The organism is Enterococcus faecalis (assembly GCF_029024925.1).
GTDB lineage: Bacteria > Bacillota > Bacilli > Lactobacillales > Enterococcaceae > Enterococcus > Enterococcus faecalis.
The window spans coordinates 495,383-515,619 of record NZ_CP118962.1; the positions used below are offsets into that span (position 1 = coordinate 495,383).

The 20,237-nt window shown below is 38.6% G+C and carries 19 protein-coding genes; 13 read left to right on the top strand and 6 right to left on the bottom strand.

Features of this window, described 5'->3' with window-relative positions; translation table 11 throughout:
• Nucleotides 1-7: 7 nt before the first annotated feature.
• The 3 genes from PYW42_RS02550 to PYW42_RS02560 all read left to right on the top strand — a co-directional run bounded on the left by PYW42_RS02550 (nt 8) and on the right by PYW42_RS02560 (nt 3,655).
• Nucleotides 8-1,408, top strand: coding sequence for a M24 family metallopeptidase (locus tag PYW42_RS02550; protein WP_002389549.1), 1,401 nt, complete (start codon nt 8-10; stop codon nt 1,406-1,408).
• Between the two features lie 87 nt (nt 1,409-1,495).
• Nucleotides 1,496-2,146, top strand: a complete 651-nt coding sequence (locus PYW42_RS02555; protein WP_002355481.1) for a uracil-DNA glycosylase — start codon at nt 1,496-1,498, stop codon at nt 2,144-2,146.
• A 174-nt stretch (nt 2,147-2,320) separates the two neighbouring features.
• The gene (locus PYW42_RS02560) at nt 2,321-3,655 is read left to right on the top strand and encodes an MATE family efflux transporter (RefSeq protein WP_010709008.1); all 1,335 of its coding nucleotides are present in this window, start codon (nt 2,321-2,323) and stop codon (nt 3,653-3,655) included.
• Nucleotides 3,656-3,684: 29 nt separating this feature from the next.
• Here PYW42_RS02560 and PYW42_RS02565 read toward each other — a convergent pair whose 3' ends face one another.
• Nucleotides 3,685-5,511, bottom strand: coding sequence for a M3 family oligoendopeptidase (locus PYW42_RS02565; RefSeq protein ID WP_002399760.1), 1,827 nt, complete (start codon nt 5,509-5,511; stop codon nt 3,685-3,687).
• Between the two features lie 127 nt (nt 5,512-5,638).
• On the opposite strand from PYW42_RS02565, the gene PYW42_RS02570 reads away from it, so the two are divergent.
• The 3 genes from PYW42_RS02570 to PYW42_RS02580 all read left to right on the top strand — a co-directional run bounded on the left by PYW42_RS02570 (nt 5,639) and on the right by PYW42_RS02580 (nt 7,530).
• Nucleotides 5,639-6,148: a VanZ family protein gene (locus tag PYW42_RS02570; protein WP_002366143.1), complete on the top strand. Its 510-nt coding sequence runs from the start codon at nt 5,639-5,641 to the stop codon at nt 6,146-6,148.
• A 130-nt stretch (nt 6,149-6,278) separates the two neighbouring features.
• Nucleotides 6,279-7,007 (top strand): YebC/PmpR family DNA-binding transcriptional regulator, encoded by a 729-nt coding sequence (locus tag PYW42_RS02575; protein ID WP_002389653.1) that lies wholly within the window; start codon nt 6,279-6,281, stop codon nt 7,005-7,007.
• Between the two features lie 52 nt (nt 7,008-7,059).
• Nucleotides 7,060-7,530: a C-GCAxxG-C-C family protein gene (locus PYW42_RS02580; RefSeq protein WP_002384891.1), complete on the top strand. Its 471-nt coding sequence runs from the start codon at nt 7,060-7,062 to the stop codon at nt 7,528-7,530.
• 75 nt (nt 7,531-7,605) lie between these two features.
• Here PYW42_RS02580 and PYW42_RS02585 read toward each other — a convergent pair whose 3' ends face one another.
• Both PYW42_RS02585 and PYW42_RS02590 read right to left on the bottom strand, forming a co-directional pair.
• The gene (locus PYW42_RS02585; RefSeq protein ID WP_002355495.1) at nt 7,606-7,779 is read right to left on the bottom strand and encodes a hypothetical protein; all 174 of its coding nucleotides are present in this window, start codon (nt 7,777-7,779) and stop codon (nt 7,606-7,608) included.
• 112 nt (nt 7,780-7,891) lie between these two features.
• Nucleotides 7,892-8,866: a ring-cleaving dioxygenase gene (locus tag PYW42_RS02590; RefSeq protein ID WP_002361234.1), complete on the bottom strand. Its 975-nt coding sequence runs from the start codon at nt 8,864-8,866 to the stop codon at nt 7,892-7,894.
• A 30-nt stretch (nt 8,867-8,896) separates the two neighbouring features.
• On the opposite strand from PYW42_RS02590, the gene PYW42_RS02595 reads away from it, so the two are divergent.
• Nucleotides 8,897-9,469: an alpha/beta hydrolase gene (locus tag PYW42_RS02595; protein ID WP_002358653.1), complete on the top strand. Its 573-nt coding sequence runs from the start codon at nt 8,897-8,899 to the stop codon at nt 9,467-9,469.
• Nucleotides 9,470-9,610: 141 nt separating this feature from the next.
• On the opposite strand, the gene PYW42_RS02600 is transcribed toward PYW42_RS02595, so the two are convergent.
• Together PYW42_RS02600 and PYW42_RS02605 are read right to left on the bottom strand one after the other, a co-directional pair.
• Nucleotides 9,611-10,033 (bottom strand): cytidine deaminase family protein, encoded by a 423-nt coding sequence (locus PYW42_RS02600; protein WP_002364839.1) that lies wholly within the window; start codon nt 10,031-10,033, stop codon nt 9,611-9,613.
• A 128-nt stretch (nt 10,034-10,161) separates the two neighbouring features.
• Nucleotides 10,162-11,682, bottom strand: a complete 1,521-nt coding sequence (locus PYW42_RS02605) for a UDP-N-acetylmuramoyl-L-alanyl-D-glutamate--L-lysine ligase (protein WP_002389726.1) — start codon at nt 11,680-11,682, stop codon at nt 10,162-10,164.
• A 203-nt stretch (nt 11,683-11,885) separates the two neighbouring features.
• Between PYW42_RS02605 and PYW42_RS02610 the strand changes: the two genes are divergently transcribed.
• The 4 genes from PYW42_RS02610 (at nt 11,886) to PYW42_RS02625 (ending at nt 16,304) form a co-directional block, all read left to right on the top strand.
• A complete protein-coding gene (locus PYW42_RS02610) occupies nt 11,886-13,535 on the top strand; it encodes a putative polysaccharide biosynthesis protein (RefSeq protein WP_002364837.1) in 1,650 nt (549 codons plus the stop codon).
• A 108-nt stretch (nt 13,536-13,643) separates the two neighbouring features.
• Nucleotides 13,644-14,378 (top strand): pseudouridine synthase, encoded by a 735-nt coding sequence (locus PYW42_RS02615; RefSeq protein WP_002381239.1) that lies wholly within the window; start codon nt 13,644-13,646, stop codon nt 14,376-14,378.
• A 133-nt stretch (nt 14,379-14,511) separates the two neighbouring features.
• Nucleotides 14,512-15,927 (top strand): dipeptidase PepV, encoded by a 1,416-nt coding sequence (pepV, locus tag PYW42_RS02620; RefSeq protein ID WP_002358655.1) that lies wholly within the window; start codon nt 14,512-14,514, stop codon nt 15,925-15,927.
• Nucleotides 15,928-16,070: 143 nt separating this feature from the next.
• Nucleotides 16,071-16,304 (top strand): hypothetical protein, encoded by a 234-nt coding sequence (locus tag PYW42_RS02625; protein ID WP_002355504.1) that lies wholly within the window; start codon nt 16,071-16,073, stop codon nt 16,302-16,304.
• 181 nt (nt 16,305-16,485) lie between these two features.
• Here PYW42_RS02625 and PYW42_RS02630 read toward each other — a convergent pair whose 3' ends face one another.
• On the bottom strand, nt 16,486-17,505 hold the full coding sequence (locus PYW42_RS02630; RefSeq protein WP_010816093.1) for an acyltransferase family protein: 1,020 nt from the start codon (nt 17,503-17,505) through the stop codon (nt 16,486-16,488).
• Nucleotides 17,506-17,741: 236 nt separating this feature from the next.
• Between PYW42_RS02630 and PYW42_RS02635 the strand changes: the two genes are divergently transcribed.
• Together PYW42_RS02635 and PYW42_RS02640 are read left to right on the top strand one after the other, a co-directional pair.
• A complete protein-coding gene (locus PYW42_RS02635) occupies nt 17,742-18,695 on the top strand; it encodes an ABC transporter ATP-binding protein (RefSeq protein WP_002363150.1) in 954 nt (317 codons plus the stop codon).
• Nucleotides 18,696-20,213, top strand: coding sequence for an ABC transporter permease/substrate-binding protein (locus tag PYW42_RS02640; protein WP_002355507.1), 1,518 nt, complete (start codon nt 18,696-18,698; stop codon nt 20,211-20,213). It abuts the gene before it with no gap.
• The last annotated feature ends 24 nt before the right edge of the window (nt 20,214-20,237 follow it).

A 20,237-nucleotide genomic window follows, 5' to 3' on the forward strand; every position in this document is an offset into this window, starting at 1 on the left:
GATAATAATGAAGCGAAAAATTAATTATACACATATTGCTGAACCTACTGTTTTTGAGAATGTTTTTCCAACGTATTTGACGAATGAAACGATGATGGCGCGTAAGCAGAAAGTATTACAACGAATGGAAACAGAAAAATTCGATCAATTGGTCTTCTATGCAGACAAAGAGCATGGCAGTAATTTTGAATACTTAACTGGCTTTATTCCGAGGTTTGAAGAAGGACTCCTTGTGTTAAATAAGGATGGTGCGACGACACTTATTTTAGGCAATGAAAATTTAAAACTGTGCCAACATGCCCGCATCTCAGCCGATTTAATTCATTATCCAGCTTTTTCGCTACCTAATCAACCAATGGCTGGGGAACAAAAGTTGTCGCAGATTTTTGAAACGCTTCTCGATGAAACTGCTCAAAAAATAGGTATCGTTGGTTGGAAAATGTTTACGACACAACAGCAAGAACCCGCTACGATGTTTGATGTGCCACATTTTATTGTCGAAGCACTGAAAAAAGCGCTGCCGAAAGAAGCTCGTTTACTAAATGGGACCCACTTATTGATTGGAGCAAAGGGGGCCCGCACAACAAATAATGCCAACGAATTGGCGCACTATGAATATGGGGCGAATTTGGCTTCTCGCAGTATGTTAAAGGCCTTAAATGCAATTGAAGTAGGACAGCGTGAAACGGACATTGGGGCTTTGTTAAATGATGAAGGTCAAACGCCGACGGTAGTAACCATTGCGGCAACTGGTCAACGTTTTGAATATGCAAACATGTATCCGACTGCCAAAGAAATTCAGTTAGGTGATGCCTTATCATTAACTACAGGCTACAAAGGCGGCTTGTCTAGCCGAACAGGTTTTGTTATTGAAAACGAGCAGCAATTGCCAGAAGCGCAACGTGATTATTTAGAGCGCGTAGCAAAACCCTATTTTCAAGCTGTCGTTCACTGGCTTGAAACCATTCGAATCGGACTGTTAGGGCGAGAAATGTACCAAGCGATTGAAGAACAGTTACCAAAAGAAATCTATCACTGGCATTTGAATCCTGGGCATTTAGTTTCGGATGATGAATGGATGTCGTCGCCTATTTATCCAGATTCAGCCATTCGCTTGGAAAGTGGCATGCTCTTTCAAGTGGATATTATTCCTTCTGTACCTGGTTATACAGGGGTGAGTGCAGAAGAATGTGTGGCTTTGGCTGATGAAACATTGCAAAAAGAGATTCAGCAAACTTATCCAGACATGTGGCAACGGATTGCGACACGCAAAGCCTATTTAAAAGAGACATTGAAGATTGACTTACCAACGGAGGTTTTACCAATGTCTAATTTAGTTGGTTACTTACGGCCTTTTTATTTAGCTAAAGACAAAGCTTTGTGTGTAGAAAAACCAGCGCTTAAATGAATAGGCTCCTTTTTTTGAGTTTCTTTTGGGCCTTATTTATAATCAATATAGCGAAGGAAGAACACCAGAAGAGAGGCGTGATGGTAAATGCACTATCCTGAACATCTGAAAAAAGCAGTTTTAGCTAAAGCGAAAGACTTACCATTAGAAGGTTTTGTGGAAGGTCAAGGCCCGCAACAGCCAAAAGTGATGCTGATTGGGGAAGCCCCTGGAAAAGAAGAAATTAAAGAAAACGTACCATTTATAGGGCGTTCAGGTCAATTGTTGATGGAACAATTACAACAAGTTGGCTTAAGTCGTGAAACGGTGTATATCACCAGTGCGGTTAGGAGTCGACCTTTTTCTGTAAAAACGAAGCAGATTGCAAAAACGGGAGAAAGAGTAACCAAATTTCCTAATCGAACGCCAACCAAAGAAGAAATCAAAATTTTTGCGCCTTTGCTTGATTGGGAAATCGCTGTTTGCCAACCTGAACTAATTTTGACACTGGGGAATATTGGGTTGCAACGACTTTTAGGACCAAAGCCAACAATCACTGCAGTGCACGGAACGGTCATTCAGTCGCCCATTCAAACATTTGATGAGCAATCACAAAATTATCATTGGACGCAGAAAACCTATCAAATCATTCCACTCTTCCATCCAGCGGCTGTCTTTTATAATTATCGTTTAAAAGAAGTCGTGAAAGAAGATTGGCAAGTGGTTCAAAAACAACTGCAACTGCTTAAGAAAGTTTAAAATGAGAAAAATAAAAGGATGGTTGTTTTTTCGAAGAGAGAATGCTACCCTAGAAGTATCAATAAATAGACAGATTATTTAATCGCTGGGTTGAATAATTGAAGGATTCTGATTTTTGCGTAAGCCTTGAAGCAAAAAGAATGAGTCCTTTTTTTGTTAGAAGGAGATTTGGGTATGGAGCAAACACAGCAAAACCATTTTACTGCGTTGTTTTATAAAAATGTTCTGTTAGGAATTTTAAGTATGGCGGCGCAATCAATTTTTATTTTGGCGGACACATTTTTCATTGCAAATGGGATCGGCACCGAGGCGTTGGCGGGGCTTAACATTGTCTTACCACTCGTTAATATTATTAATGGATTAGGTTGGATGTTTGGCGTTGGCGGCGCTACGTTGTTTTCGACCACGGTTGCGCAAAAAGAAATCAAAAAAGCCAATCAGTATTTTAGTTTAACGATTGGGTTAGTTTTCGTTATAGGGAGTCTCTTTACTTTAGTGAGCTTGATTTTTTCCGATCAAATTATTCGGGGGCTTCAGGGGACCGGTGTCTTGTTTGGTTTGGCAAAGGAATATTATATGATTTACCTTAGCTGTTCATTATTATTTATTTTTAACAATTGCCTGATTACTTTTTTAAGAAATGACCATAATCCTCGTTTGGCAACGATTGCTTTTGTCAGTGGGGGAATTGTCAACATTATTTTGGATTATGTCTTTATTTATCAATTTGGGTGGGGTATGGCAGGTGCGGCCATTGCAACGGTGATGTCACCGTTAACAAGCTTAATCCTGATTACGTTGCATAAGTGGTCGCCGCAACGAGTTTTACGTTTTGAAAAGTTTAAAGTGAAATTTCAGGATGTTCGAGAAATTATGTCGATTGGTTTTTCCTCCTTTTTAAATGAATTTTCTTCGGCCTTTGTCATGTTTTTATTTAATATTGTTTTGTTAAACTTAGTTGGTCATGTGGCGATTTCAGCTTATGCGATTGTTGCCAACCTCAATATTATTGTGATTGCCATTTTTACAGGGATTGGGCAAGGGGCGCAATCATTACTCAGCCGATACTATGGTTTAGGGGAAACGAAGGTGTTGCGTAAATTTGTTAAACTTAGCTTTATTACGTACTTGGTCGCCGGCTTCCTGTTCTTTTTAATCAGTCAAGTGTTTACGGGACAAATTATTGAGGTCTTTAATAGCGAAGGAAACGATCAGTTGGCGCAAATTGCTAGGACAGCCATCCGCTTATATGCGATTTCCTTCTTGTTTACAGGATTGAATTTTATGGGGATTTATTACTTTTCGGCAGTTCGTAAACCGAAAATGGCGCTAATGATTTCCTCTTTGCGTGGGTTCTTTTTAATTGTGCCAGTTTTATTTATTTTGGTGAAATTACTAGGATTAACCGGTGTTTGGTTAGCCATGCCCGTAGTTGAATTTGTTACGTTTGGACTAATGCTTGTGGGCTATCTGGCGTATCGAAACTATTTGAAAAAAGAGAAGCAGTAACCTGATGTTGGTTACTGCTTCTTTTTTGCTTAGTTTACATAGTTTTCAGTTAAAGTCATGAATTGTTCCACATCTTTTAGGACTTGATCAATGCCGGCTTGCCAGAAATCAGGTTTTGTTAAGTCAACATTTAAATGTTTTTTCGCTAATTCTTCGCTTGTCATCGAAGCAGTGTCTCTTAATAACGCAATGTATTGGTCTTCAAAAGAACTGCCTTGTTGATTGGCATACGCATAGATACCCATGCTGAATAGATAGCCAAAAGTATATGGGAAATTATAGAAAGGCACATCATCAATAAAGAAGTGCAATTTGCTCGCCCAGAAATGAGGATGATAACTGCCAAGACTATCTTTGTAGCTTTCTTTTTGCGCCGCTAACATTAATTCAGTAATATCTTCTTCCGCTACTAAACCTTTTTGGCGCGCTTGATAAAAATTATTTTCAAAGATAAAACGCGCATGAATGTTCATAAACATGGCAATGGCATTTTGCATTTTTGTGTCTAAAAGGTTAATCTTTTCAACATCTGATTTGGCCTCTTTTAAGGTGGCGTCAGCAACAATCAATTCTGCAAAGGTACTAGCCGTTTCTGCTACGTTCATGGCATACTCTCGATTCAATGAAGGTAAATCCCACATCACGCTACTATGGAAAGCGTGACCTAATTCATGGGCTAAAGTAGCTACTTCGTTGATTGAATTGCCAAAGGTCATGAAAATACGCGACTCTTGTGTTTCAGGTAATTCTGTACAATAACCCCCAGGACGTTTGCCTGGACGATCTTCAGCTTCAATCCAACTTTTTTCAAAAGCCATCTGGGCAAAATCAGCCATTTTTGGACTGAATTTACGGAAATTTTCTAAAATAAAGGCAGCGGCTTGATCAAAGGAATACGTTTTTTCTTCTAAATCACCTAAAATAATTGGTGCATCTTGGTCTTGCCAATCCATTTTTTCTTTGCCGAATAATTGCGCTTTGCGCGTTAGAAAGTCGACGAATGGTTGTTTATTTTTTTGGATAGTTTCCCACATAACCGTTAATGTTTCTTGACTCATTCGATTATAGTTTAAGGGATTTTCTAAATAATCTGTAGTGCCATGCAATTTGTAATCAGATAAACGGAACCCATCCAAGTGATTTAGGGTGTCTGCTAAAATTGAAGCTTTGCCACTCCAAGCTTTCTCCCAGGCTGTAAACAAACGTTGACGAACCTCTTTGTCAGGATCTCCCATCATGCGGTTAAAGGCTTGGCCTGCAGATAGTTCTGTCACAGAGCCATCTTTTTCTTCGAAAGGAATCACAATGGAAGCAACAATCGTATCGTAATGTGTACTCCAAGCATTTAACCCATCTAGAGAAAGCGTATTGATGATATTTTCTTCTTGTTCGGAAAGCAGTTTTTTTCCATCACGGCGTAATTCATTTAAGCGAAAAGCCATTGTTTTGAACGGTTCTTCGGCTAACAGGGCTTGCCAATGTTCTGCTGAAATCTCGGTGATTTTTTTAGTAAAAATGGTTTCAGCTAATTGAATCGCTGGCAACAGATTGTATAAATCGCCTGATAAAATTTTGGCCTTGGTATCATTAGTATTAGCAGAAATTAAAGCAGTTAAAAAACTATTACATTGTGAAAAGCCATTTGAGATTTTCCCTTGTAACGTTAAGATTTCAGCAAATTGTTCTTTGCCTTGGGCACTTTCTGGTGTCCATTCTGTGATTAATTGATGGTACTCTTTTGTCTGTTCGGTTAATTGAGTCATTCGTTGGCTAAGTTCTTTGGACTCGCTCCCATTGGGGAAAATACTGTCTAAATCCCATGTAATAGAATAGGTCATATCCAATCCTTCTTTCATTTTTTTCTTTTCAGTATATCATAAGACCTAAGAGAAGTTGTTTCTTTTTCCCTCGAAACCGACTATAATAAAAAAGAATTTTCCGTGGCAGGCACGGGGCAACTTGAAACCAAGAAAAGAGGATTATATGAAAAATTATTTGAAAGATAGTAATTTATATTTAGTCATTGCGTTTGTAATTATGGCCATTTTATTTTTCAGTTCATCACAGACGTATGAACAGCAATCACAAGTTGGTCTTTTAGATAAACTTCTGAGCAGTCATCCTTTTGAAGAACAATTAAAAAATATTTCTTTTCAATATGCTGGCAGTGAAGTGAGCATTCAAGCTAGTGGTTATAGTAAATTTGTTGAATTTTTTATTCGTAAGGGAGCCCATTTTGGTACGTATTTTCTATTAGGTGGTAGTTGGTTTATTGGATTAGTGCCAAGAATCAAAGGTCTGTTTTTAACAGCTGTTGTTTCCTGGCTAGCTGCTACTGGCTATGCAGGTTTAGATGAATTTCATCAAATGATCACAGGCGGAAGGACCCCTCTTTTTCAAGATGTTATGTTGGATGCCATGGGTGCTTTGACAGCCATCGTTATTTGTTTGGTGGTTCATGGTTTGAAGAAAAATAAAAAAAGAAGACGCTAATTTAGAAGAGCTTCGTTTATTCGTCAGAAAGATGGATAAGCGAGGGTCTTTTTTTGGTAGCGCTTGTTCCTAACTGAAAAGAAGAGTAGAATAAAGGAGAATAGTAACGAAAAGTCAGGAGGAATCAAGGATGTCAGGACACAGCAAATGGAGCAACATTCAAGGGCGTAAAAATGCGCAAGATGCCAAACGTGGGAAAATTTTCCAAAAAGTTTCAAGGGAAATCTATATGGCGGCAAAAGCAGGTGGCCCTGACCCCGCAATGAATCCTGCTTTACGTTTAGCAGTCGATAAAGCTAAGTCAGCCAATATGCCCAATGATAATATTGCGCGCGCCATAAAAAAAGCCAGTAGTGCTGGTGAAGGGGAACATTATGACGAGGTAACTTATGAAGGATACGGGCCAGGTGGCGTGGCAGTTTTAGTTCATGCACTAACAGATAACCGCAACCGAACGGCCACCAATGTTCGCGTCGCGTTTACTCGAAATGGTGGCTCTTTAGGTGAAACGGGTTCGGTGAATTATATGTTTGATCGTAAAGGCTATATTGTCATTAAGAGAGAAGATCATGCAATTGAGGAAGACGACATGCTAGAAGTCGTTTTGGAAGCAGGCGGCGAGGATTTAGAAACATCACCAGAAGTATTTGAAATTTACACAGCACCAGAAGATTTTACAGCGGTTCGCGATGCTTTAGAACAAGCAGGTTATTCATTAGCACAAGCTGAATTAACAATGGTTCCGCAAACCTTACTAACCTTGAACGATGAACAAAAAGCGCAATTAGAGAGCTTGGTTGACAAGTTAGAAGACGATGATGATGTGTCAGAAGTATTTACCTCTGCAGAAAATCTATAAAATAAAGGGATGCTTGGCATCCTTTTATTCATAAAATGAAAGCGGATACAGAATGGAGGGCATTTTGAAAAAGAGAATTTGTTTACAAGCAATCAGAGAAGAAGCGGAAGCCTATTATCGTAACGGTGATTTTTATTGCTCGGAAGCGATTGTGGCGACCATTCGGCAACACTTCGATGCGGAGATTCCCATTGAAGCTGTGGCCATGGCTTCTGGGTTTCCTGTAGGTGTTGGAGGAGCGAAGTGTATTTGTGGTGCTCTTTCAGGCGGGGTTATGTGTCTGGGCTACTTTTTTGGTCGGACAGAAGCCAAAGGAGAACAAGTAAATAAAACGATGGCTTTAGCCAACGAATTGCATCAAAGTTTTCGACAAAAGCATCGAGTGGTTTGCTGCAGTATTTTGACAAGTAAAATGACGATGGGTTCACCTGAGCATATGGAACAATGCATTGGCTTTACTGGAGAAATCGCTGAAACAACCGCAAAAATTATTGCACGAGAACTTGCTTACGAATTAGTCTAGTAAAAAATGAGAGAGGAGCAACCAGATTCATTCACCTGAATCTGGTTGCTCCTCTCTCATTTAATACGTAATCAATTAACCAAGTACTTTTTCATAAGCTTCCACTTGAGATAAGACACGTTGGAGCTGTAATTCATTTTCAATATAGTTGATTGAATTACCTAAATCTTCTTGGCGGTTTGTTTCTAAACGATCGACTTCTTTTTTTGCTTCGTTCAATAAGTGTAGAACTTCTTCCTTAGATAACATGTACTCACCTCCTTGCGCAGTTCATCTACTATTAGTGTACTCCTTTTTTTCAAAAAAGGGCAATAATAGGATATTAAAAAACAAAAATAGCGGTTAGAACCGCTATTTTTGTTTACTCATGGCGTTGTTGTGCTAAAATCGCTTCGATTCGTTCTCTTTGATCTGCCAAAAAGTGAGGCAAATAAAGGGGGATTTCATCAAAGTTTGAACTTTGATTTTCATAGGCTTCGGCATCTAGCAGGCCTTTTTGTGTGGCTACTTCAAATAACAAGTGGTTCGGTTCTCTAAAATACAATGATTTGAAAAATTCGCGGTCTTTAATTCCTGAGTTTGTAAAATTCTTTTCCTCTAACAGGCTATCAACTTGCGTTAATTCTTGCGTATCTTCCACCCCAAAGGCGACGTGATGAACGCCACCAATTCCTTCAATGGCAAGCGGATTGGTACGGTCATCAATGATGTGCACCTCTTGATAAAACTGTGGATGATGATTTTCCAGAACGGTTACTTCATGCGCAGTTTCAAAAAAAGGTACTGTTTCTTTTTCATGCCAATGTAAATAATCCACTAAAGGTTGTTTAGTAGCTGCGGCATATTGGACGCGTAATTGAATTGCATCAATGCCTAAAATTGCATGTTCTACTGGAATTTCAGCATGTTCAGCTGGAAAATAATCTTCCGCATTTTCAAATTCACGTAACGGAACAAGCGCCATTTGCGTATTATCGGGCGCTTCAAAACGCAAAATTGGGTGTTGGTTAAATGTTTCCACACCATAGTGGCAGATACCCGCTTGCTCAAGACGTTCTGCCCAAAAATCCAAAGAGGCGCGCGTTGGTACTTTTAAAATAGTTCGTTCAATCGTATTTGTTCCAAAGGATTGATCTTGGCCATCATTCAATTCAAAAAAAGTTAATTCGGTACCTGTTCGTTGCTCATTATCTGAGAAAAACAAGTGATACATGGTGTGGTCATCTTGGTTGATCGTTTTCATTAGTAATTTTAATCCCAGTGTATTATGATAGAAGTCAAATGTAGGCTTTATCAATCGATTTAAAATAGAGATGTGATGAATTTGTGCATACATAGTAAAATTCCTTTCTTGGAGGTTTATTAAATGAAACAATTTTTTCAAAAAGGGTCGAAACCTAATCAATTAGTTGTCGCTTTCCATGGTACTGGTGGCAATGAATATCAATTATTAACGACCATCGCAACCCTTTATCCAGAAGCGAGTGTTCTAAGTTACTTAGGGACAGAAGGTGTAGGCGAACAGCGACGCTTTTTTGCGCCATTAGTCAATGGAGCATTACCTCGTGCTAACTTTGATGAGCGAGTGACGGCGTTTCTAGAAGAAGTTTGGCAACCGCAAAAGTTATACGATGAAGTTATTTTTATAGGGTACTCTAACGGTGCCAATTTTATTTTAGGCCTGTTAGAAAAGAACCCGACTATTGCTAACACTGTTATTTTACTGCATCCAAGCAATTTAGGCTATCAATATGTATCTGGTGAGTTTGCGACAAAAGTGATTGTCACAACAGGGGCTCAGGATGAGTTGAGTATTCCGGGACAAGTTCTTTCTTTAGCTAATCAATTAAAGAAACATTTTCCAGTCGACTTTTTACTAGTGGATGGCGGTCATGGCTTATCAGAAGAAGAAGTAACGAAAATAAAAGAAGTTCTTTAAAAAACAAGCTGCAACCTTTGCTGATAAGTGGTTGCAGCTTGTTTTTTTCTTGTGTGTAACTAAAAATGAATGCCAGTAATTGATAATAGAGAGGACTACAAAATTAACATCTTATTATCTTGAAATAGCTAATTTTATTCTTTAGTCATTAGTATAACGTGACCAACCCCACCACTTAGGCATTAACTCTTTTAACCGAACTATTTCTCGTTTTTGATAATCAACTAAGATTTCTGTATCAGCATTTTTAGGAGAAAGCTGGAGCAATAATTCTCTACAAGCACCACAAGGCATACCAGAAATTCCATTAGGAACATCGTCCCGAAAAGTAATAATTCGTTTAATCACTGTCTGTCCACTATCGGCATACATATTCAAAGCGGCAACTCGTTCTGCACATAAATCTAGAACACCACAACAGCTTTCAAAACAAAAGCCGGTAAATAATTGTCCATCTTCTGCCTCTAGGGCACAGACGACATGGTGTGTGTAAATAAATGGTGTTACTTCTTGAGGATGGTATTCTTTCTTTGCGTATTCATACATTTTTTTCCAAATATCCATGAATAAATTCTCCTTTATTTTTAGTTAGAATTATTATAGCAAATGTTCACACACAAAGAATAAAAAATAGAAGCATAAGAATGGATCATACTGAGATAGTAAGTGATAATCCTTATGCTTCTAAAAAATTATTTGTCAATAATCATTTTCGCAAGGGCAAAGTCTCCTGCGTAAGGTTCATCTACGCCGTTTACTTTTTGATAAAGGTCGGCGCCTTTACCAGCTAAGACAATCGCATCATCAGCCGTTGTGCTTAAAGATAATGCGTGAGCAATTGCTTCGCCACGATCTAAAACGGTGTAAACAGGCATTTCTTTGGTAATATGGGCTTGGATTTCTTGGCAAATTTTTGCTGGATCTTCACTGGCTGGGTCATCGGTTGTTAGGACTGCAACATCAGCCAATTCAGAAAGAACCCTACCAAAGTCTTTGCGGCGAGAAATCGCTTTGTCTCCCGTGCTACCGACAAGAACAATTAAGCGGCCGTCAGGATGTTCTTCACGGACAAAGGTTAAAAGATTCTTCAAACTGTCATAGTTATGAGCGTAATCAACATAGACGGTTGCACCGTTGGTATTCGTTAAAGATTCCATCCGGCCAGGGACGGTGGTTGCTGCGATCCCTTGTTGACACTCTTCTTTTGAAGCTCCCACAAGGACACTAGCGATCGCCGCACTTAACGCATTACCTTTGTTAAAATCACCACCTAAACGAAGGTGATAAGAGCCGGCCAATCCTAACGCATCTGCAGGACTTGCAACGATAAAACGTAAGGAATCATCTGAAGAAACAGCGAATGAATAGTCAACTTCTGGAGCTGGCTGACTGCCATAGACAATGGCAGGGACTTTTTGCTGTTGTGCGGTTTCTTTAAGTAATGGAAAATAATCAGCTTCGTGATTCAACACAATGACTTTAGAATGTGTAATCAATTGACGTTTGCAATAAAAGTAATCGTCAAAGGTTGGATGTTCAATTGGACTGATATGGTCGGGGGTAATGTTTAAAAAAATGCCGACATCAAAAAATAACTTGTAGACACGATTAGTTTTGTAGGCTTGGGAAGAAACTTCCATAATAAAATGAGTCATCCCGTTAGCAACAGCGGTTGCCATCATTCGATACAAGTCCAAAGATTCGGGTGTAGTCAAGGCAGATTTAAAGAATGTTTTGCCATCTAATGTCGAATTCATGGTAGAAAGCAAGGCTGTTTTTTGTTGTGTAGCAACATCTAAAATATATTTGGTGAAATAAGCCGCTGTTGTTTTACCTTTGGTTCCAGTAAAGCCAATCAGTTTTAATTTATTTTGTGGATAATCATAAAAAGCCATGCTTAACACAGCCATTGCTTTTTTAATGTCAGTCACGATAATTCCTAGTTGTGCTGGAACCTCATAAGGCACCTCAGAAACATAGATTTCTAGGCCGTCTTTTACAGCATTTTCTAAATAGATTTCTTTAAAGTTTAATCCTTTACAAAAAAAGAGTGTTTCTGCTGTTACGTCTCTCGAATCGTAAGAAAGAGCCGTTACTTCTCGTTGACCTAACGTGTCGGAAAGGGTCAAGTGCCAGCCTTCTGGTGAAATAAATTCTTTTAATAAATCTTCTTTTTCTAAGCAATCGCGAATTGCGAATAATGAAATCGTCACTTTTTTTGCCTCCAAACGTTTCAACGAAATTTCAAAACTGATGTCATTATAGCATTATTTTTCTTTTAAAAAAACCATCTCGTTAGCGTGAGAAAATCCATGAGAAATGTTAAAATAGGATAATTCTTCGAGAAAGTCGTTGCATATCCCAAGATGAACAATTAAAATAAAGAAAGCATACTCAAAGAATATTGGAGGACAAAATGATCAATCAACCAAATTCAGTTGATCAACCAATCCTGACGAACCAAGAAAAAATGGTCAAAGGCTCAGCTTGGATGACAGCTAGTAATATTATCTCCCGCATGTTAGGGGCGATTTACATCATCCCCTGGTACGCTTGGATGGGCGAGCACGGAAACGAAGCGAACAGTTTGTTTTCAATGGGGTATACGATTTATGCCTTATTCCTAATGATCTCTACCGCCGGAATTCCAGGTGCGATTGCCAAGCAGACCTCGCATTATAATTCATTGAACGAATATAAAATTAGTCGACAGCTTTTTTATCGTGCCTTACAACTAATGGGTGGCTTAGGTGTGGTTTTTGCTATTGTGATGTATTTGGCATCTCCGGCATTAGCAGCTTTGTCTGGCGGAGGTCCTGAATTAGTTCCAACAATGCGTTCATTAAGTTTAGCCGTTTTAGTTTTCCCAAGCATGAGTGTCATTCGCGGTTATTTCCAAGGAAATCAAGAAATGATGCCCTTTGCTTTATCACAAATTGTTGAACAAGTAGCACGAGTTTTTTACATGTTATTAACTGCTTTTATTATCATGAAAGTCTTTGAAGGTAATTACGTTACAGCGGTGACCCAAGCCACTTTTGCGGCATTTATTGGGATGCTCGCAAGTTTTGCGGTTTTAGGTTATTACATGTACAAACAAAAACCATTATTTGATTATTTAGAAGAACACAGCGCCAATGAACATGAAATTGCTCCAAAAGAGTTATTGATTGAAACTTTTAAAGAGGCGATTCCTTTTATCGTAGTTGGCTCAGGAGTGACTGTCTTTAAACTTGTCGATCAGTTTACTTTCTCAAACTTTATGCGTTTGTTTACGGATTATTCAGATACCCAATTACGAGAGCTTTTCGGTATTTTTAATGCCAATCCGGACAAATTAACCATGATTGTCGTGGCTTTAGCAACTTCGATTTCGGCTACTGGATTACCGTTGATTACAGAAGCGGTCACCTTAAAAAATCACCGTGAGTTAGCGCGTTTGATTAGTAATAATTTACAACTTTTTGTGTTTGTAATGTTGCCAGCAACGTTTGGTATGATTGTTTTAGCGCAACCACTATACACTGTTTTTTACATGCCAGATGCTTTAGGCACTTCTTTATTAGTGCAAGCTTGTTATGCTAGTTTATTCTTGGGCTTGTATATGTTAGTGTCAAATATGTTAATGGGGATGTATGAAAATCGTGACGCAATGCGTTATTTAGGAATTGGTTTAGCAGTGAAATTAATCGTGCAATTCCCCGCAATCCGTTTATTTGAAGTTTACGGTCCGTTATTAGCAACGATGATTGGCTTTACGGTTTCTTGCGTATTGATTCTAAGAAGAATTCGTCAAGTGACACGTTTTAATTACAAATTAACCTTACGGCGAACATTGTTAATGTTCTGTATTACAGTCATCATGATGATTATCGCTTTGATTTTCCGTCAGTTCTTGTATCTATTTTTAGATCCAACTAGACGTTTCCAAGCCTTCATTATCGTTGTAATTGTGGCTGCTGCAGGAGGCGCTTTTTATGGCTATTCGGTCTTGAAGATTCGCTTAGCTGATCGTTTATTAGGGAAAAATGCCGCAAAATTACGTGCAAAATTCAATATTAAATAATAGCTGATTGAACTCCTTTCAGCAGATTCTCTTAAGAGACAAGGCTTGAGACATCGATCGATTCGATTTATGTCCCAAGCTATTTTTTTAAAGGAAAGAGGAATGACGATGCGTTTAGATAAATTTTTAGCCGATGTTGGTATCGGTAGTCGTAAAGAAATCAAACAATTGTTAAAGAAAAAAGTCGTTACGGTGAATGGTGACGTCGTAAAAGAAGCCAAAACACAAGTAAATGAAGAAACAGATCAAATTGCCTTGATGGGAGAAATTCTTACGTATCAGAAATTCTTTTATTACATGTTGCATAAACCACAAGGTGTCATTTCTGCGACGGAAGATCAGCGAGATGAAACGGTAATTGACTTGTTAACTGATCAGGATTACCGTGCCGACTTGTTCCCAGTTGGTCGCTTGGATAAAGATACTGAAGGCTTGCTTCTATTAACAAATGATGGCCAGTTAGCGCATCAATTATTATCACCCAAAAAGCATGTGGATAAAGAATATTTAGCTGAAGTTGAGGGACTTGTGACAGCGGAAGATTGTCAACTGTTTGCGCAAGGATTTGCCTTGAAAGATGGAGAAATAGTTAAACCAAGTCGTTTAGTCATTGAGACGATCAATGAGGAAGAAGGGACTTCCGTAGTCCGTTTAGTGATTCAAGAGGGGAAATTCCATCAAGTCAAACGGATGTTAGCCACTGTAGGCAAACCTGTGACGTATTTAAAACGATTACGAATGGGCGAACTATGGTTGGATGAAACGTTAGAACTAGGGGGATATCGGCCCTTAACAGAAGCCGAATTGCAACAACTACAACCTAAACAATCATACCTCAATTAAAATAAACAAAAACCCAGCCCTTTCTGCGGAAAAGATAAAAATTTTCTCGAAAAATAGTGTCGGGTTTCTTTCTTTTTCTGCATAAAATGGTATGATTGACTATGTAGAACTTTATGAATAGGAGTGACAACAAATGACAATTGATTGGACAAAAGAAGTCGAAGCACGTAAAGACGACTTATTAGAAGATTTACAAAACTTATTACGGATCAACAGTGAACGTGATGATGCACAAGCAACACCTGAAGCGCCCTTTGGACCTGGACCAGTTGCTGGCTTAAAACACATGTTAGCGTATGGTGAACGTGATGGCTTTACGGTGAAAAATGTCGACAATTACGCTGGACACATTGAATATGGTGAAGGCGACGAAACGTTAGGGATTTTTGGTCATATGGACGTTGTTCCTGCTGGTGATGGTTGGGAAACAGATCCTTATGAACCAGTCATTAAAGATGGCAAAATTTATGCACGTGGTGCAAGCGATGATAAAGGCCCAAGTATGGCTGCTTATTACGCAATGAAAATTATCAAAGAATTAGGCTTACCCGTGTCTAAAAAAATCCGTTTCGTAGTAGGAAGTGACGAAGAAAGCGGCTGGGGCGATATGGATTACTATTTCCAACATGAAGAAGCGCCAGACTTTGGTTTCTCACCAGATGCTGAGTTCCCAATTATTAATGGGGAAAAAGGAAATGTGACGATTCGTTTAACTTTCCGAGGCGGTAACGGTGCTGATTATAAATTAGAAAGCTTCAAATCTGGCTTACGTGAAAACATGGTTCCGGGAACAGCAGATGCTGTTGTAACGGCTGCTTCAGCAGACGAAGCGGCTTCACTAGCTGCTAGCTTTGAAACATTCATCAAACAAGAAGCAAAAATTTCAGGTAACGCAGAACTTTCAGATAAAACAGTGACTTTTCATGTAGTTGGTAAAGGTGCTCACGGTGCTAGCCCACAATCTGGAATTAACGCAGCGACTTTCTTGGCAACTTTCTTAAATGATTACAGCTTTGCAGAAGGCGCATACAGCTTTATTAATACCATTGCTGAATTTATCCATGAAGATTTTTATGGCGAAAAATTAGGTGTGGCTTTTGAAGACGAAAAAATGGGTAAATTGACAATGAACGCTGGGATTGTTAACTTTGATCCAGAAAATCCTGAAAATAGCTTAGTAACATTAAACTTCCGCTATCCAAAAGGAACTTCAGCAGAAGAATTACAAGCAAAAGTTCAAGCAACAGTCGGTGAAACGGTCACTGCAACACAAGGAGATCGCAACCAAGAACCGCATTATGTACCAGTTGATGATCCATTGGTGGCAACGTTACTACAAGTTTACGAAGACCATACAGGCGAAAAAGGCCAAGAACAAATCATTGGTGGCGGTACTTATGGCCGCTTATTAAAACGTGGTGTTGCCTATGGCGCAATGTTCCCTGGCTACACAGACACAATGCACCAAGCCAACGAATTTATGGAATTAGATGACTTATTCCGAGCAGCTGCTATTTATGCAGATGCGATTTATCGTTTAGCGAAGTAAAGTAAAAAAGCTGTTTTCGATTTTCGAAAACAGCTTTTTTTGCAATTTTTGCCTTTTAAAAACCCAAAATCAGAACCGTCAATTTACTGAAAATTTCTTGCAAATCAAAGGATCCCACGATACGATAAATAGGAGAAAAGGCAATGAGTGAAACACTTATTGTTAACTATTTAATCAAAGGACGTGTGAAAATGAACGTAGAAGAATTAGTTCAAAAAGCAAAAGATTTAATTGGAGAAGGTAACGTGGAACATGCGCAACAATTCATTGAAGAACATAAAGATGAATTAGGCGAACACTATCATAAAATTACAGCGATGTTAGCTGATACAACGACCGATGGTTTGTTTGATAAAATTAAAGGATTGTTTCAATAGTTGGAAAAAATCTGAGATAAAAGTGGAGGCTGAGACAAAAGTGTTTAGCTCCAAAAACCAAGTAGGTACGATGATTTCATCTGTTCATGCTTCACAGTGAAACATTGCAACTCTCGCCGTTTAACAGTTTTTGAGCGTGGAGCAAAAATCCAAAGTGATTTTTGTCCCACGCTCTTCTTTTTTATTTAACTTTTAACCATTGTTTTGGCAACACATACGCAATTGGATTAAAAAGATAATCCGCTCCCCGTTTCACCACAGGCATATTCGTAATAGCTAAAATGAAGAGGGCTAAGAAGAAGAGCGCCAAGATTCGGAAAGTAAACCATTCTTTAAAGAGTGTGTCTAATTGCAAACCACTTTCCAACAGAATAATTAAGGGCATATGCAAGAGATAAGGGTAGAGGGTATCTTTTCCGAGGGCGCTTAAAGGTAACTTTCGTTTCGGCAATAATGCAAACCAAGAAAGAGACACCAATGCTGCAGAAACGTAAAAGAACAGCTGAATGAAACTACTGTATTCAAAGGCCGGACTAATTTCAGCGTAGGAAGCCCAACCAGTTAAGAAGCCCCAAAATTTCGTTGCCAATGACCATTGACTATTTACAAATAAAAAGGAGCTTAAAATTACGCCTATCGCTGCCCATTTGACTTTGCGATGATCTAAAAAGGTTTGTAGCTTTTGAATATCCATTAAGTAGCCACAATAGAAGAAAGGGAAGAAGCCCAGAGTCCGTCCTAAAGACAAGAAACCTTCCACAGGTAAATAGCCTGAGGCGCAGCCGATAACAATGATGATGGGCAACATGATTTTCGGCTGAACGCGCTGAAGAAAGATGGTAATTAAGTAGAAACTTGCTAAGGAAAGTAAGTACCAAGGAACGCCCGTTTCGTTCAGTAAATCAAAATTCATTTTATTTGCAAAGGCGAAATTAGCAAGTGTAATCAACAACTTCGCTAAGAGATAAAGCCAAACAAAGGAAAGTAAGCGTAGATATTTTCGTTGTTTAATGGCATGTTTACTAAAGAGTCCAGAGACAAAAATAAAGGCCGGCATATGGAATGAATAGATCCAAAAGTTGATCGTTTCCATGAGTCGTGAAGGAGAAGCTTCACGATCTAAAATATGCCCAAAAATCACTAAGAAAATTAAAAAAAGTTTCACGTTGTCCCATTTATAAATTCGCTTGTCGTTTTCCATAACGATCACTCCTTTTAGTAGAAAACAGTTCACTTTTGTTTAAGGCAGAAGAGGACAATTTTTCCATTCATTGAGTAGATAATTGTAGATACGAACCGGCAGCCGTTAAATGAGCCCCCACATACTTGCGCTTAAAACAAAAAATTAGGCAGGATGTTAGTCTTAAATTATACTGAAAGAGTGACGATCCTCCAAAGATTTTGTTTATTAAGAAGTGAAAGATGCGGTGAAAATAAATGATAAAATTTCAAAATGTTTCAAAAGTATATCAAGAAAATGCTGTTTTGTCCGATGTGAATTTAACAATCCAACAAGGCGAATTTTTTGTATTAGTAGGGCCGAGTGGTAGTGGAAAAACGACGACTTTGAAAATGATTAATCGGCTCATTGAGCCAACGACAGGTGAAGTGGCTCTCAATGAGCAAGCGGTAACCAACTACCCTTTACGTGAATTACGACTAAAAATTGGCTATGTTCTTCAGCAAATTGCCTTATTTCCTAACTTAACCGTGGCGGAAAATATTGAGTTGATTCCTGAAATGAAAAAATGGCCCAAAGAGCAACGCAGAGAGCGAACCATTGAACTATTGAAAAAAGTTCAGCTGGATCCTGAGGAATATCTGCATCGTAAGCCAGCAGCGCTTTCAGGAGGCGAACAACAACGTATCGGGATTTTACGCGCCATTGCAGCCGAACCAGAAGTGATTTTAATGGATGAACCTTTTAGCGCGCTAGATCCGATTTCAAGACATCATCTTCAACGTTTGGTGAAAGAACTTCATCAGGAATTAGCGAGTACCATTGTTTTTGTGACCCATGATATGAATGAAGCTTTACTGTTAGGAGAGCGCATCTGTATTATGGACGCTGGCAAAATTATTCAAGTCGATACGCCAGAAGCCATTCAAAAACATCCGAAAAATAATTTTGTCGGTCAATTTTTCAAACAATCTTCGCCAGAACTAGCGAACTATTGTGGCGCTGACTTGACTGCATTTTTAGAAGCCGCAGATGAGACGATTGAGCCAGTGCCGACTGTTTTCATGGAAACCAATTTAAAAGAGATTGTCCAACTCATTAATGCGCAAGAGAAAGCAAATTTAGTAGAAAAACAACAAGTTTTAGGGTGTATCACCTCAAAAACGATTACTCGTTTTATGGAACAACTGTTGGAAAGCGAGGGACAGTAGATGCAAGCACTGATTGAAACTTTTTTCGCTCGAAAAGAAGAATATCTGCAAGCGTTAATCGAGCATATGCAATTGTCCTTTATTTCGTTATTATTCGCTGCATTGATTGCAATTCCTTTAGCCATTTATTTAACGAGTCATCGTAAGTTAGCGGAAAGTCTGTTACAAGTGACTGGGATTTTCCAAACCATCCCTTCTTTAGCCTTGCTAGGCTTACTGATTCCGTTAATTGGTATTGGTCGACCACCGGCAATTGTTGCGCTAGTGATTTATGCCTTATTCCCAATTTTACAAAACACCTATACTGGTTTGACGGAAATTGATCCTTCGTTAGAAGAAGCCGCAGAAGCATTTGGGATGAGTAAAAAAGAAAAACTGTTTAAGTTTGAGTTACAAATGGCATTACCATTTATTATTTCTGGGATTCGAACGGCTACCGTTTTAATTATTGGTACGGCCACGTTGGCGGCGTTAATTGGAGCAGGCGGTTTAGGGACCTTCATTTTATTAGGAATTGATCGAAATAATTTATCGTTGATTTTTATTGGAGCTCTTTCATCAGCTGCACTAGCAGTCTTATTTAATTATGGAATTCATTGGTTGGAAAAAGCGAATGGACGGCGACTAATCATTGGCGGTACTATTTTAGGCCTTTTGTTAGGTGGTTCATTTTTCTGGAATCAACAAACTTCTTCAAAGGAAAAACAGCTAACAATTGCTGGCAAATTAGGAGCGGAACCAGATATTATTATTAATATGTATAAAGCCTTAATTGAAGAAAATAGCGACATTCAGGTGACGTTAAAGCCAAACTTTGGCAAGACTACTTTTTTATATAATGCCTTGAAATCAGATGAAATCGATCTTTATCCGGAATTTACAGGAACAGTGATCGAAACCTTTTTAAAAAATCCTCCTCAGCTAGACAATCAACCTCAAGTAGTCTATGAAGCGGCACGCGCTGGCTTGAAAAAACAAGAAAACCTTACTTTGTTGAAACCGATGCGCTATGAAAATACGTATGCCGTCGCAGTTAAACGCTCATTTGCAAAAGCGCATCAATTAAAAACGATTAGTGATTTACAGAAAATTAGCAATCAGTTGAAAGCAGGTTTTACGTTAGAATTTATTGATCGGCAAGATGGTTATAAGGGATTACAAGAAAAATATCATTTAAATCTGAATGTCCAATCGATGGAACCAGCATTACGCTACCAGGCGATTAATAATGGTGAGGTAAATGTGATTGATGCCTATTCAACGGATAGTGAATTGAGACAATACGATTTAGTAACGTTAGAAGATGATCAAGCGCTATTTCCGCCTTATCAAGGAGCACCACTTATTAAAACAGCAACGTTGGAAAAATATCCAGAATTAGCAGAAATATTGAATAAATTGGCAGGAAAAATTAGCGAAGAAGAAATGAGTGAAATGAATTATCAAGTCAATGTGGAAGGGCAAGATCCTAGCATAGTGGCGAAAGACTATTTAAAAGAAAAGAATCTTCTTAAATAAGTATTTTTTACTGAAAAAGACTGG

Excerpts from the sequence above, each read along its gene's own strand:
- PYW42_RS02550 (WP_002389549.1), top strand. The coding sequence starts at position 8 with ATGAAGCGAAAAATTAATTATACACATATTGCTGAACCTACTGTTTTT.
- PYW42_RS02555 (WP_002355481.1), top strand. The coding sequence starts at position 1,496 with ATGCACTATCCTGAACATCTGAAAAAAGCAGTTTTAGCTAAAGCGAAA.
- PYW42_RS02560 (WP_010709008.1), top strand. The coding sequence starts at position 2,321 with ATGGAGCAAACACAGCAAAACCATTTTACTGCGTTGTTTTATAAAAAT.
- PYW42_RS02565 (WP_002399760.1), bottom strand. The coding sequence starts at position 5,511 with ATGAAAGAAGGATTGGATATGACCTATTCTATTACATGGGATTTAGAC.
- PYW42_RS02570 (WP_002366143.1), top strand. The coding sequence starts at position 5,639 with ATGAAAAATTATTTGAAAGATAGTAATTTATATTTAGTCATTGCGTTT.
- PYW42_RS02575 (WP_002389653.1), top strand. The coding sequence starts at position 6,279 with ATGTCAGGACACAGCAAATGGAGCAACATTCAAGGGCGTAAAAATGCG.
- PYW42_RS02580 (WP_002384891.1), top strand. The coding sequence starts at position 7,060 with ATGGAGGGCATTTTGAAAAAGAGAATTTGTTTACAAGCAATCAGAGAA.
- PYW42_RS02585 (WP_002355495.1), bottom strand. The coding sequence starts at position 7,779 with ATGTTATCTAAGGAAGAAGTTCTACACTTATTGAACGAAGCAAAAAAA.
- PYW42_RS02590 (WP_002361234.1), bottom strand. The coding sequence starts at position 8,866 with ATGTATGCACAAATTCATCACATCTCTATTTTAAATCGATTGATAAAG.
- PYW42_RS02595 (WP_002358653.1), top strand. The coding sequence starts at position 8,897 with ATGAAACAATTTTTTCAAAAAGGGTCGAAACCTAATCAATTAGTTGTC.
- PYW42_RS02600 (WP_002364839.1), bottom strand. The coding sequence starts at position 10,033 with ATGGATATTTGGAAAAAAATGTATGAATACGCAAAGAAAGAATACCAT.
- PYW42_RS02610 (WP_002364837.1), top strand. The coding sequence starts at position 11,886 with ATGATCAATCAACCAAATTCAGTTGATCAACCAATCCTGACGAACCAA.
- PYW42_RS02615 (WP_002381239.1), top strand. The coding sequence starts at position 13,644 with ATGCGTTTAGATAAATTTTTAGCCGATGTTGGTATCGGTAGTCGTAAA.
- pepV (WP_002358655.1), top strand. The coding sequence starts at position 14,512 with ATGACAATTGATTGGACAAAAGAAGTCGAAGCACGTAAAGACGACTTA.
- PYW42_RS02625 (WP_002355504.1), top strand. The coding sequence starts at position 16,071 with ATGAGTGAAACACTTATTGTTAACTATTTAATCAAAGGACGTGTGAAA.
- PYW42_RS02630 (WP_010816093.1), bottom strand. The coding sequence starts at position 17,505 with ATGGAAAACGACAAGCGAATTTATAAATGGGACAACGTGAAACTTTTT.
- PYW42_RS02635 (WP_002363150.1), top strand. The coding sequence starts at position 17,742 with ATGATAAAATTTCAAAATGTTTCAAAAGTATATCAAGAAAATGCTGTT.
- PYW42_RS02640 (WP_002355507.1), top strand. The coding sequence starts at position 18,696 with ATGCAAGCACTGATTGAAACTTTTTTCGCTCGAAAAGAAGAATATCTG.